Origin of the sequence: Vibrio sp. 10N.261.55.A10, assembly GCF_041470825.1 — a bacterium.
GTDB classification, from domain to species: Bacteria; Pseudomonadota; Gammaproteobacteria; order Enterobacterales; family Vibrionaceae; genus Vibrio; species Vibrio crassostreae_C.
Window position 1 is genome coordinate 1 of record NZ_JBFRNC010000021.1, and the last position, 13,431, is coordinate 13,431.

A 13,431-nucleotide genomic window follows, 5' to 3' on the forward strand; every position below is an offset into this window, starting at 1 on the left:
CGTATTTTAGGACGAGACATCAAACACGACATTGTGCTGATGAATGAGCAACCCAAATAGGCGGTCGCTCAAACTCAATAATTAGTCGCGGAAGTTGTCAAACTGGAAAGGTTGACCAAGTTCACCGCCGCGAACTAGAGCCATAACAGCTTGTAGGTCATCACGCTTCTTACCAGTAACACGAACTTTGTCGCCTTGGATAGAAGCTTGAACTTTAACTTTGTTGTCTTTGATTAGCTTAACGATCTTCTTAGCGACATCAGTTTCAATGCCTTGCTTAAAGATAACCGTTTGGTGCCAAGTGCGACCTGTTTGGTCTGCCGCTTTCGCTTCCATCGCGTTAGGATCAACATTACGCTTCGTTAGGTTGCTGCGAAGGATATCGCGCATTTGCTTCAGTTGAAAATCGTCTTGAGCAGTCAATTTTACTGATTCATCTTTGTAATCAAAGCTAGCGTCAACGCCGCGGAAATCGAAACGAGTCGATAGTTCACGGTTTGCGTTGTCTACTGCGTTACGCAGTTCTACTGCTTCTACTTCAGAGATAATGTCAAATGATGGCATTGTGTTGTTTCCTTAAGCTAAGTTTCTATCTTTAATTGCTGTTGCAAGCATGTCTAGCATTGTTGCAGTATCTTCCCAGCTTAGGCATGGGTCAGTAATCGACTTGCCATATTCTAGGTTGTTGATATCTGTCATTGGCTGGTTGCCTTCAATAATGAAGCTCTCTGCCATAATGCCTGCAATTTGGTTCTTGTTAGATTTAATTTGCTCACAAATGTCTTGTGCAACTTCTAACTGCTTACGGTGTTGCTTCTGACAGTTAGCGTGGCTAAAGTCTACAACCAAACGTTGAGGTAGATCGAATTCAGCCAGTTGCTTACATGCAGTATCTACAGATTCAGCGTCGAAGTTAGGGCCTTTATCGCCACCACGTAGAATAACGTGACCGTATGGGTTGCCAGAAGTACGGTAAACCGTCATGCGGCCGTTCTTATCTGGAGAGTAGAAGTAGTGTGAAGCATGTGCTGCACGAATTGCATCGATAGCAATCTTGATGTTGCCGTTGGTCGCGTTCTTGAAGCCAACAGGGCAAGACAGTGCAGAAGCCATTTCACGGTGAATCTGAGATTCAGTTGTACGAGCGCCAATCGCACCCCAAGTGATAAGGTCTGCAATGTACTGACCTGTGATCATATCAAGGAATTCAGTCGCGGTAGCTAGGCCAAGCTTGTTGATATCTAGCAGAAGCTTACGAGCTTTGTTCAAGCCTGTTTCAAGTGCGTATGAACCATCAAGGTTAGGATCTGTAATCAAACCCTTCCAACCTACAACAGTACGAGGCTTCTCGAAGTAGGTTCTCATTACAACGAACAGTTCATCTTTGTACTGGTCTTGAATTTTGCTTAGGCGCTCAGCGTAATCAAGTGCCGCATCTGTATCGTGAACAGAGCAAGGGCCTACGATAACTAATAGGCGGTTATCACGACCAGTTAGGATATCTTCGATTTGGCGGCGAGAATTTTTAATGCGCTCAGCAACGTCGTCAGTAATAGGGTGTGAATTGCCTAGTTCGGCAGGAGTTGGCATAGGACCCAGAGCTTGGGTTCTCAACTCATCAGTTTTTAATGGCATGTGATAGCTTTTTTATTCTATTGCGAAGTGGTTAAGATAACGGAATTGAACAGAGGAATAAACTCTATTGAGTCAAAGTTATCTCAGTTATTGCTAATATTCTTATTTTTATCAGCAGGCCAGCGTCAAATAAGGGATTTTCACTTGTATTAACAGGCAGCTATCGGTATTTTCGTTTGAACACAAAATAAAAATGCTGGAGCAGCAATGACTCAAGAAAATCAAAGCACTTTGCACCCAGAACTCGTCTTAGGTGATGTGCTGCCTTCTTACAACGATAATAATAATTCTAACCACTTATACGTTTCATTATCAGAATTAGTGATGGATCGTGTCTTCTACCACCCAAGTATCGAGAGTCACTTAGATACTTTGACTGATATTGAAAAAACGTCTTTAGAAGCGATCCTTGGCGATAAAACAGTCGATGAGCATTTTGTTTCGACCTTAGTGATTGCCATTCAAGCTGCCGTTCAGCCAAATCACACTTCTGTTCGTATCGCATTAAGCAGTGCAGACAGCTATGGATTCCGTTCGCTGCTTGGCGGGAACTGTGAAGCAGAAGAGATTAACCCTGCACTAGGTGTTCGTGGCGTTGCTCGTTACGCGACACCAGAATACAGCAAGGCTTTCGCTTTAGAATGTCAGGTTATTAAGGCATTACGTGAGCAGGGCATCAACGTTGAAGTAGTTGTGCCTTACGTTCGTGCGTTAAGCGATGCCGCTAAGATTATTGACCTGCTTGCCGAGCAAGGGCTACCACGCGGCCTTAACGGTTTGAAAGTACTGTTCTCGTGCGATGTGCCGTCTGCAGTGCTACTGAGCGAACGTTTACTGCATTACTTCGATGGTGTAGTGGTAAACGTTGATAGCTTAGCGTCTTTCACTTTAGGCGTAGACAAACACAATGAAGCTCAGCAGCACGCTTTTGATCCACAAAACGAAGCGGTTATTACCTTGTTGGATATGATTGTTAAAGCAACCCTGAACGCGAAGAAGCCAGTGCTGCTAGTAACTCAAGGCTTAGTGGATTACCCACGTCTACAAGGTTACATAGCTGATCTTGAATGCGTAGAAACGGTCGTGACTGCGTAAATCGATTAGCTTGCCTGATAAGCCGACTTAAGGCGCTAATGCTTTGAGAATGAAAGAGATATCATTGTGCGATGATATCTCTTTTTTGTAACATTTTTTTGACATTCTTATCGCTAGTCGATTAACTGGTCTGATGACTAACTTGGCTAGGTAATTCGAATGTTGACCCCTCTACAAAAAGCAAATTTCTACTTAAGCATGTTTGGCTTTTTCAAAGTCCCACTTATCTGGTTGTGCCGACCAAAACTACTCGCGTTGGACAACCAACATGTTGAAGTGAAAATCCCGCTTAGAAGGCGTACTAAGAATCACCTTAACAGTATGTACTTTGGCGTTTTGGCTGTAGGTGCGGATGTCGCGGGTGGGTTTCTTGCGATGAGCAAATCTCAGCAGCAAGGTGAAAAGATCTCGTTGGCTTTTAAAGAGGTGACGGGTAACTTTTTGAAGCGCCCTGAAGGTGATGTGCATTTCACTTGTAACGACGGTGAGCTGATCAACACTATGCTGGCAGAAACCATGTCGACCGGAGAACGGGTCAATCAACCCGTAACCATTATCGCGACTTGCCCATCTTTACATGGTGACGAGCCGATGGCGGAGTTCACGCTTACGCTTTCAATTAAGAAAGTCCCTTCAAGAAAATAGCGATTAAATAATAGATTTTGGTTTAGAAGTCATGGGTAACGTTGAAGAGATAAAACAACGGTATGTGAATGGTTTCCACATACCGTTATAGAGAACTTTATAACGGCTCTATGACTCTTGAGTGATCTGCTCAATATCAACTATTTTTGAACGGTTCATAACGATCTTCCAACGGTAGTAGGTTGGTTCGTTATCATGGTTGTTCTCTTTAATGATCAGGTTGAGAAGATGACGCTTTTCTACTGATTCGCGGCTCACTTGTCCTTCATTCAAGCGGTAGATCTTGTTTGAGCCTTTATCCATCAACCGTGTCAGCGCTCTTAGGCTGATCGATAACGTTTCACGAGTCTCCTCATAACCACTCATAAAGGTCGATGTCGACATCTCAGTATGAGAGCGGTAATGCAAGATTTGCTCTTCACGTTGTACCACACGCTTTTTACGGATCGACTGAATGCGATCTGCAAGCTTAGAAAAATTTGCGTAGTCCAACCATTCCAGTTTATGGCCTACTGACTTGTTGGTCGTTGGATCATAGTAACGACGCTTCCATTTTGGCTTGCCTTTACGCAGCCAGCGCCAAAGGATGTCTCTCAAGTCATCTTTAAAGATCTCACGCAGTGCGTAAATGAAAGACATTGCCACGATGAAAGAGGCGGTAATCTCACCAAGAAAGTCACGAGCCAAGATAACAGTAGTGGTCACGACAACCATCACCAAACCGGTCGCGATGCCTTTCACGGCACGCTTAACGTTCTTACCCATCGACGTTGTCTTTTCTTTAAGCACGATAGGGTGTTCAATCAAACGACGCAGCAAACGCATCTTGTTACTCAAGCGGGTAACGTCCTCTCGAACTCTTGCTGAGTTGTAGCGGTTCAGTTTACGGTGCGCGGTCTCTTTATCACAAAGCGTTAAGAGTCGTTCTTTAATCGTTGAATATTCACTACCTCGTGGCATGTGTGAAACTAGCGATAGGAACTTTTGCTCGGTATACCAAGATAGGTAGTTATCGATATTAGCGTAGTAGCGCTTGAGATTTTCTTCGTAAGGGATGCTTCGGCGTAGCTTCTTCAAGATATCTAAAGCCAATTCAATGACTTCATCTACTTCATCAGCCGTTACGTCGTCACTATCAGTTTTATTTAAGCTGCTGACTGCTTTATCTAACGCGATAACATATTGGTAGGCAAACAGACTCAAACTGACACGATACTGTGTTGTAGATAAGCGTCCACGTTTTGCCAAGCGACTGTGTACCAAAGGTAAAAGTGTTTTGTCACTATAGTAGGCACGTTTTTGAGTGATTGAGCTGTAGAAAAAGGCACTTTCAGAAAGCACTTCAGGAGTCAGTCCAAGTTCACCGGGAATGAATAGATAAACGTCCATGTCGAGCTTTTTGGTCTTAGCCATGGCATGGTTAATTTTAAGTGTTATCGCATCTTGTTTATCAACGGTGATCAACGATGTCTCCTAGAATGTAAAAATATGAATGAAACTAGCGAAAGCATATCAGAGATCACGTATAATCTCCGCCAAATTTAAAGTAGAGACAACCTTGATGATTAATATTGGTCAAATAAACAACTTAGAAGTAGTAAAACAAGCAGACTTCGGTGTATTCCTTGACGCGAGCGACTATGGAACCGTGTTGCTGCCGAAACGATTTACTCCTGAAGGTGTTGAAATTGGTCAAAAGCTAGATGTTTTCTTATACATAGATTCTGACAACCAGATCGCTGCAACGACTGAAAAACCAATAGCTCAAGTAGGCCAGTTTGGTTTGATGACGGTTGAAGGTGTTAACAGCACTGGTGCATTCATGAGCTGGGGCGTGAAAGGTAAAGACCTTCTTGTTCCTTTCAGCGAGCAGCGTGGCCGTTTAAACGAAGGTCAGTCAATCTTAGTATATGTGTATATCGATAAAGCATCGAGCCGTATCGTTGGTACAACGAAGTTCAACAAATGGTTAGACAACACGCCTGCGACTTATAAGCAAAATGAGCAAGTTGATCTCATTATCGCTGAGCGCAGCCAATTGGGTTACAAAGCGATCGTGAACGGTGAACACTGGGGTATGATTTTCCCATCTGACATCATCGGTAAGCTGTTCATTGGTAAAACACTAAAAGGCTACATTAAAAACGTTCGTGAAGAAGACGGTAAGATTGATTTGTCTCTTCAGAAGGTTGGTGTGGCTAAGATGGATGACCTAAGCACTAAGGTTCTTGACCTGCTTGAGAAGAAAGGCGGTTACCTGCCTTTGAATGATAAGTCTTCTCCTGAAGTTATTTTCTCTGCATTCAGAACCAGCAAAGGTACGTTCAAGAAGACAATTGGTGGTCTATACAAATCTGGCAAGATCACTATCGACAAAGAAGGTATCAGCTTAGTTAAGTAAGCGGTCCTTTCGGTCAAAAAAAAGCCCAAACCTTCCTGTTTGGGCTTAGGGGAAAGGGCTCCGAAGAGCCTACGCTAATCGTTTTAATCTTTTGACTGTTAGATTGAAGTCTAGTTTAGATTCTCTAAATTGCGATTTTTCTTTTTGGAAATAGTGACTTGAATTGATATTTATATAATTAGCTGTTGATTTACAAGCGCTCGCACACTGACTTATATGGCCGATAGAATAGAAAAAGCCCAAACAATTAACGTTGTTTGGGCTTTTTGTTTATTAAGGTGTACTCAGTGCGAACGCTTTTAGAAAAGGTTCTTATCGCGCACGAGTTCGCGTGGTAAACCGTTCTTCACTCGGTTGCCAACCCACTTACCAAGGCCGATGATTGCACCATTGTACTTCACTAGTACTTCACCTTTTCCTGACAAGTTTTCAGGGCGAACATCGCGGCCCATGAACCATTCACGAGCATCTTCAATACTAAGCTCTACAACATTAGCTTCATTACCTGTTGCGAGCGTTGTCGCTACTTGGTGCTGCCAGCGGTAACCTTTTTTATGGGTTTCAGCGATCTTGATTCCCATGCGAGAAAAACGGAACTCACCGATCATCGGCTCTAGCGCTTCTGGGAATAGCCAAACGTCTTTGTCGCGAATCCAAACCTGAGTATCGCTTGGCAATTCGATATCGAGAGTACTCATTAGTTGTTCAGCGACTTCTTGCTGAGTTTTCTTTGATGCTTTTTCAAATGGGAATTTACCCATACGTTTTTTAACTTCTGGTGGAGTAACAGACGCTAGTTTACGGATACGTGCAACAAAGAAACCTTCAGAGTCATAGACCTGTGGGAAGATGTGAAGAAAGCCTTCTTCTGTCGTGGTTGCTTTTGCGTTGTCGAATAGTGATTCCAGAGATTCGAATTCAACCGCATCACCAAAGGTTTCTTTTAGGTGATGACACACTTGTTGGTTCTCTTCGGTGCTAAGCGTACACGTTGAGTAAACCAAAACACCATTAGGTTTAAGAGCATGGAATGCACTTTCAATCAGATCTTTTTGCGTGTCGGCAATGTCGACCACTGATTGATACGTCCAGTTCTTCATCGCATCGGCATCTTTACGAATGGTGCCTTCGCCAGAGCAGGGTGCGTCTAGCAACACAGCATCAAACTGTTCTGGTAACCAACCACCAAAAACTCGACCGTCAAAGTTACTTAGAGCGGCATTACGAACGCCACAACGTTCGATGTTGGCGTGAAGGACTTTCACACGGCTTGCTGCATACTCATTGGCAACCAATACACCGCGATTATTCATTAGCGCAGCGATTTGCGTTGTTTTAGAGCCGGGTGCAGCCGCAGTGTCTAGCACCGCTTGGTAATCAGCTTCGCCTTGGAAAAGTGCCGAGGGTGGCATCATCGAGCTGGCTTCTTGGATGTAGAAAAGACCAGACATGTGTTCTGCCGTATTACCTAGTGGCGCTTCACTTTCGTCCGCTGTAATCCAAAAGCCCGTTTCACACCAAGGTACAGGTTCCAGTTCCCAGCCTTTCTCTTTTGCTCGTACTAGGAAGTCTTCAACACTGATTTTCAATGTGTTGATTCGAATACTTTTACGAAGTGGTTTTTGGCATGACGCAACAAAAGCAGCCATATCTAGATGACTAGGCATGATTGCTTCGATGTGCGTTAGGAATTCTTCAGGAATATATACGTTAGCGTGCAAAAGAGTATCTCGATTTATTGCATTAATGCGGGGAGTTTAAAGCAAAATGAGGCCGTCCTAAACCATATTTGCAGCAAACAACAAAAATGCAGCCTAATGGCTGCATTTTGATGAAGAATTAATCTTCCAGAAACGTCAGAGAGTTCACTCTATGGACGAGGAATTGCGGTTCTCCATGATTTCCACTCATCTTCGGCTTGAGGATAGAGGTAGAAAGACTGATCTTCGCTTGCTACTGGTTGAAGTTCATTTGTCGGTGGCGTTGAGAATGTAATACCACCTCTTAACAAGCTGTCTACCGTTCCGGCTTTGATGTTTGCGCCTGACAGGCCGATAGAGACATCGACGCCCGACACGTTCCAGAACACGGTGTTTGCGCGGATTAGATACGCGTAGTCAGGTTCTATTTGAATCGTAGATATGATGCGATCAGCAAACTCGCCCAGCTGAACATCTATAACACTGCCAATTTCTAGTTCACGGAATAGGATAGGTGTACCTTCAGATACTGAGCCGCGCGTTTCGCTTTGCAGTTGGAATATCTTGCCTTCAGGCTGCACAGGTCCTTTGCTAAGCTCAAATTTCGTGTTTCTTTCACCTTTGCCCGGGTCTACGTTGATGTGTTTAGAGAGCAGCGCAGAGACGTTTTTGATGCCATTAAGGCCAATCTCAGGTTCTGCCAACCAGAAGTGACTGTTCGTCACGGCAATCTTGTCGACGTACTCAGGTAAAATACGCGCAGTAATTTCAATGCCGCCCTTGTTGAAGTTCGGAATCACCAAAGTAACCTCACCAACAGTGACACCTTGATATTTGATCGCCATGCCCTTGTTGACTTCTTGATCGCCAGAAGAGGTGATAGTAATCGCGCGGCCAAATTTTCGAGCGGATTTCGAATCTTTATAAAGCTTCCACACATCACCAAGTTTGTTGTCGATTCCCGGCAGAGAGTCAAAAGCAATACCGCCTTGGATAAGAGTTTTAACTGGCGCCGCTTTAATACTGATACCCGATAGTGACGCATCAACCTCAACGCCTGAACGGTTCCAGAAAACGGTATGCTTATTGAGCAAGTGCGTATAACGATTTTCGATCGTGACTTTGATTCTTACACCACCGTCTGCAAGCTGAAAATCAGAAATACTACCCACTTGTAGGTTGCGATAGAGTAGTGGGCTGCCTTTAGAAATTGAAGGTAACTCACTGGCAAACAACGAAAGCGTCTTTGAGCCGGACTGATTAAACTTAGCGATTTCTGCTAACGATTTACTTTGGAAAAGTTGGTAGTCCGTTCGAGCTTCAGATTTACCTTCACTTACAAAGCTAATCGAGCCAGTCAGAAGCTGTTTTGCTGGTGGAACAGTAACACTCAAACCTGATTCGGTAAGCTCCGCGGTCGCACTGCCTGTCACGAAGAAACGGTTGTGACTTTTGATAAGGTGCGCGTACTCGTTGTCGATAAGCGCATCCATGAACACTTCGTGCTTATCAGAGCCCGTACCAACACCATCAACTAATCCCACATGGATGATAGAGCCAACGGCAATGCCTTTGTAGAGAAGTTGTGTACCGACATCTAACCCGAACGAATTGTTCGACGTTAAGCGAATCGCAACGGATTTCTCTTGTTCCTGACTGAATTCATTTTTGCGGATTGCAGTAAATCGACGCGCCTTTTCACCTTCACCCGGTACCAAGGTTAAAAAGTTACCTGTCACTAAATTGGCAATGTTTTTCATGCCAGTAAGCGACAGTTCAGCCTCTTCTAGAACGAATTTACTGCCGCTGTTTAAAAAGTCACTGAATGCCGGTTGGATAGCGGCAGATGCAACGACGTTTTCACGCCCTTCACTTAGCGATAAATCAGTGACTTGACCGATTTCAATGCCGCGATACATGATCGGAGCACCTGTTGCACTGATTTTATTATCATCGGGAACGGCAATCTTGATAGAGATACCTCGACCCGCTGTTTTCAGATCTGGGTAGAGTTTGAACTTAGTATTCATCTCAACCGGTTGGCCTTCTCCTGGAGAGTCGACCGCAATTGAACCGCCAAGCAATGCACTTAGGCTCTCTAAGCGAACATCAACACCAGAAAAGCCAATACTGGCACCTAAGCCACTGACATTCCAAAAACGGCTTTGGTCGGTAATGATATGGCTGTATTCATCTTTAATCGACGCTTGAATCGTAACGGATTTCGCGTTGTCGTTTAACTGGTAGTTGTAAACCTCACCAATTGGGATTTTACGGTAAACGATTTGAGAGCCAACAGACACGCCGCCCAGATCTTTGGTCGTCAGTGAAATGTTCAAACCTTCAGAAGCCAGTAAGTCAGAAGGGGAGGATTCTAACGCTTGGAAAACGGTTTCTGGGTCTTGTTTGGTTTCGCTCGGGTGGATAGCAATATAGTTACCTGAAACAAGCGCGTCCAATCCTGAGATACCCGACAAACTAGCGGTTGGTTTTACTAGCCAAAACCGTGTGCCTTTTGAGAGTAGCTTCTTCGCTTCTGGGTAGATGTCAGCATCGACATAGATGCTCGATAGATCTTTGGATAAAGTGATGTCACGCACCATACCCACCTCTAAGCCTTGGTAACGAATCGTTGTTCGACCTGCGACTAAACCTGCGGCATCTGAGAAGTATATCTGCACACGTTGTCCAGCATCGTGTATCGATTTCATGACCAACCAACCGGCTAAGGCGACGGTTAATATCGGCAGAATCCACAAAGGTGAGATGCCTTTGTTTTTCCTTACTTCTGGTGAATATGACGTTTGTGATTGGTTATCGTTGTTCATTCACTGACTCATCTTTAGAGGTGTAGTTATCCCAAATTAGCCTAGGATCTAAGCTTTCCGCTGCTAGCATCGTGAGAACAACTACGACGCCAAAAGCGACTGCACCATAACCTGGTGTAAAGTTTAAAATTTGCCCGCGGTCGACCAAGGTCATCATGATCGAAATAACGAACAGATCCATTACCGACCATTTCCCCACCCATTTCACGATGAAATAGATGGTCATACGTTGCCTGTGGTAAACGGCGCGCTTCATCTTGATACAGATTAAGATGTACGCGAGGCCCAGTATTTTCGCGACTGGCACGACGATACTGGCAATGAAAATGATCGCAGCGATGCCATACATATCGCTATTAATCAGCGAAGCGACACCGGAAATGATGGTGTCTTCTAGCCTTTGACCGTTGGTAATAAGAATAGAAATAGGAATGACATTGGCTGGCACGATAGCCACTGATGCGGCAAACAACAGTGCCCATGTCTTCTGTATAGAGTAGGGCTTGCGGTGGTATAAGTCATGGTGACAACGCACGCAAGTATGCCCATCCGGTTGAGATAGGTGGCAGTTGTGACAGTGTACGTTCTTACTTTCAGTAAATGAGTAGTCAGATTCTTTTGTCCAAGCTTCCCAGTAGCGACGCACGCTGATGCGGCTTACCAACAATACACTGAAAAGCTGCAGAAGAATGAGGCCAACCAATCCAGGGCCGACAAAAATATCTGAGTAATCTTGCAGTTTGAAACATGAGACCGCCAAACTTACCAGAAACACATCCAACATCATCCAATGTTTTAATGTCTGGATGATGGCTAACGCATACCTAAATGGTGTAAAAAATTTGAATCGCAATGATAAATGGGTAATGAGTACCGATGTACACACGAGCAACGGAGCGATCGAACTGCAGAACAGGATCAGCAAACCAAGTAGAGGAAAGCCTTCGCCCATTAAGGTAAAAACACCCGATGGTAACGTCGCGGGTATCATGACGCCAATCAGGCGAATACTGATGAATTCAAAAAAGTGCGATGGGATAAACAGTAATAAGCAGGTAATTGCGATTGCTAGGTTTCCAGAGAGGCTAGGGGTACCGCCTCTATAAAGCTGAGTTCCGCATCTTGGGCAGTAAGCTGATTTCCCTAAAGGGATGTCCATTTTATCTACGGGAAGTTCGCAGCCCTGGCAAAGACGCACTGAGCTGCTGTCGCATTGGTGTTTTGTTGATAAAGGGTTGGTTACGGATGGGGAGGTCACGCGACCTCCCAAGTTGAAACGTAAGTTAGGTTAGCAACCCGACTTAAAGACTCAGAGCCACAAACATCAGGCGTGCGATTGCACACTGCCGTAGAGTGTTTGATAGAGTCCTTGTTGTTCAACCAATTCACCATGTGTTCCCGTCTGTGTGACTTGTCCATCTTCTAAAACATAGATTAGATCGGCTTGTTTCACCGCTGATAATCGATGAGCCACTATCAAAGTTGTGCGACCTTTCAAAAACTCGCTCAACGCTTTATGCAGTGCTGACTCTGTTGCTGTATCGAGTGCAGATGTCGCTTCATCAAGAATAACAAACTTAGGATTGCTCAGCACCATACGAGCTATTGCTAAGCGTTGTCGTTGACCACCAGACAGTCGAACGCCATTCCTACCAATTTGTGTATCTAAGCCATTGCTCAGTTGCTTGATGACATCTTGCATTTGAGCGACTTCAAGCGCACGCCACAACGACATTTCGTCGTATTCAGCACCAAGGGTCAGATTATGCCTTAATGTATCGTTAAAGAGTATAGGTTGTTGTAAAACAACGGCAATTTGATTGCGTATTACATCAAAGCTGATGTCATCGGTTGTTTCACCGTTATAGCGAATGCAACCTGAGTCTGCTTGGTAAACCCCAATCAGCAACTGGATTAGCGTGGATTTACCCCCTCCACTCGCACCGACCAAAGCGACCTTTTTACCTGCAGGGATGTGCAGCGATAGCCTATTTAAAACAGTGTTTTCTAATGTGTAAGAGAATGTAACGTCTTCGATGTCAACTGTCACTTCTTGATCTTCAGTAAATGGGTTCACTTTACTGATAGGGCGCTTCTCTTCTTCTAACTGAAGAAGATCGTTGATGCGTTGCAGTGCCGCTTTCGCGCTATACCAAGAGAATTGAATCCCTAGTAGCTCTTGGACCGGGCCTAACATGAACCACAAGTAGCCAAATACCGCGAAAATCTGACCAATGGTTAAGTCACTGAATAACACCATTAGCATAGCGACGGCACGGAAAAGCTCGAAACCTAGTAAGAACAGCAGAAACGAAACACGGCCAGCAGCTTCAGATTGCCAAGCGTATTTGTCGGCATCGATTCTTACTTGGTTTGCTTGAACCTTAAGTTCATCGAGAAAGATACGTTCTTTATTCGCCGCACGCAGTTGGTAAATGCCGTCTAAGGTTTCCACCAAACGGTTTTGAAAGCGCTCAAAAGATTGGTTTTCGTATTTCTTAAGGTGTTTGACCCTGCTGCCTAGTTTACGGGAGAAATAAATTACAACAGGATTGACCAATAAAATGAACAATCCTAAACGCCACTCTAACCACAACAGCACGATCGCTGTCCCGAACACGGTCAGGAAGCTGATGATAAATTTAGAAAGAGTCGAGCCAATGAACTTATCTATTGTCTCTATGTCTGTTATTAGGTGGGCGTTAATACCGCCACTGCCTTTGGTTTCGTATTGTCGAATACTGATGCGGCCAAGCTTATCTATCATCTTGCTGCGCATTTGATAGGTAATTGTTTTGGACACAAGCGTAAACTGCCGCCCTTGCAGAATGTTCAACGCTTGGCTAACGGAGCGCATGATAATCACTAACAACAAAGTTAGTGCTATATAGCCAGTCGGTGTTTGTAATGAAGATGGAAGTAGGTGGTTCATCATCTCTAAGCCTGAAGCGGGCTTATCGAGTAATACTTCATCAACCATTAATGGCATGAGCAACGGGATAGGGACACTAATGAGAGTTGCAAATATGGCAATAATGTTAGCAAACAGTAATTTGGACTTGTGTTTTTTTACTTGAGTTATTAACCAAGAACGGCTAATAGTGTCTTCTGAATTGTTCATTGTAAT

Annotated in this window: 10 protein-coding genes; 3 read left to right on the forward strand and 7 right to left on the reverse strand. The window is 44.3% G+C overall.

Going from position 1 to position 13,431, the window contains the following annotated elements:
• Positions 1 to 81: 81 nt before the first annotated feature.
• Both AB4274_RS05690 and AB4274_RS05695 read right to left on the reverse strand, forming a co-directional pair.
• On the reverse strand, positions 82 to 564 hold the full coding sequence (locus tag AB4274_RS05690; RefSeq protein ID WP_017063832.1) for a YajQ family cyclic di-GMP-binding protein: 483 nt from the start codon (positions 562 to 564) through the stop codon (positions 82 to 84).
• A 12-nt stretch (positions 565 to 576) separates the two neighbouring features.
• Positions 577 to 1,635: a 3-deoxy-7-phosphoheptulonate synthase gene (locus tag AB4274_RS05695; RefSeq protein WP_372111293.1), complete on the reverse strand. Its 1,059-nt coding sequence runs from the start codon at positions 1,633 to 1,635 to the stop codon at positions 577 to 579.
• Positions 1,636 to 1,842: 207 nt separating this feature from the next.
• On the opposite strand from AB4274_RS05695, the gene AB4274_RS05700 reads away from it, so the two are divergent.
• A complete protein-coding gene (locus AB4274_RS05700; RefSeq protein WP_017066315.1) occupies positions 1,843 to 2,730 on the forward strand; it encodes a putative PEP-binding protein in 888 nt (295 codons plus the stop codon).
• A 159-nt stretch (positions 2,731 to 2,889) separates the two neighbouring features.
• On the forward strand, positions 2,890 to 3,375 hold the full coding sequence (locus AB4274_RS05705; RefSeq protein WP_017059696.1) for a PaaI family thioesterase: 486 nt from the start codon (positions 2,890 to 2,892) through the stop codon (positions 3,373 to 3,375).
• A 108-nt stretch (positions 3,376 to 3,483) separates the two neighbouring features.
• Here the strand turns inward: AB4274_RS05705 and AB4274_RS05710 are convergent, their stop codons facing one another.
• A complete protein-coding gene (locus tag AB4274_RS05710) occupies positions 3,484 to 4,839 on the reverse strand; it encodes a hypothetical protein (RefSeq protein ID WP_017063834.1) in 1,356 nt (451 codons plus the stop codon).
• Positions 4,840 to 4,867: 28 nt separating this feature from the next.
• Here AB4274_RS05710 and AB4274_RS05715 point away from each other — a divergent pair, with 28 nt between their 5' ends.
• Positions 4,868 to 5,776 (forward strand): S1 RNA-binding domain-containing protein, encoded by a 909-nt coding sequence (locus AB4274_RS05715; protein WP_017059694.1) that lies wholly within the window; start codon positions 4,868 to 4,870, stop codon positions 5,774 to 5,776.
• Positions 5,777 to 6,075: 299 nt separating this feature from the next.
• Here the strand turns inward: AB4274_RS05715 and rsmF are convergent, their stop codons facing one another.
• The 4 genes from rsmF to AB4274_RS05735 form a co-directional block, all read right to left on the reverse strand.
• Positions 6,076 to 7,497, reverse strand: coding sequence for a 16S rRNA (cytosine(1407)-C(5))-methyltransferase RsmF (gene rsmF / locus AB4274_RS05720; RefSeq protein WP_372111295.1), 1,422 nt, complete (start codon positions 7,495 to 7,497; stop codon positions 6,076 to 6,078).
• A gap of 149 nt (positions 7,498 to 7,646) precedes the next feature.
• Entirely contained in the window at positions 7,647 to 10,304 is a 2,658-nt protein-coding gene (locus tag AB4274_RS05725; RefSeq protein WP_372111297.1) for an MlaD family protein, read from the reverse strand.
• On the reverse strand, positions 10,291 to 11,574 hold the full coding sequence (locus AB4274_RS05730; protein WP_372098701.1) for a PqiA/YebS family transporter subunit: 1,284 nt from the start codon (positions 11,572 to 11,574) through the stop codon (positions 10,291 to 10,293). Before AB4274_RS05730 ends, AB4274_RS05725 begins: the two co-directional genes overlap by 14 nt.
• Before the next feature lie 54 nt (positions 11,575 to 11,628).
• On the reverse strand, positions 11,629 to 13,425 hold the full coding sequence (locus AB4274_RS05735; protein ID WP_372111300.1) for an ABC transporter ATP-binding protein: 1,797 nt from the start codon (positions 13,423 to 13,425) through the stop codon (positions 11,629 to 11,631).
• Positions 13,426 to 13,431 lie beyond the last annotated feature (6 nt).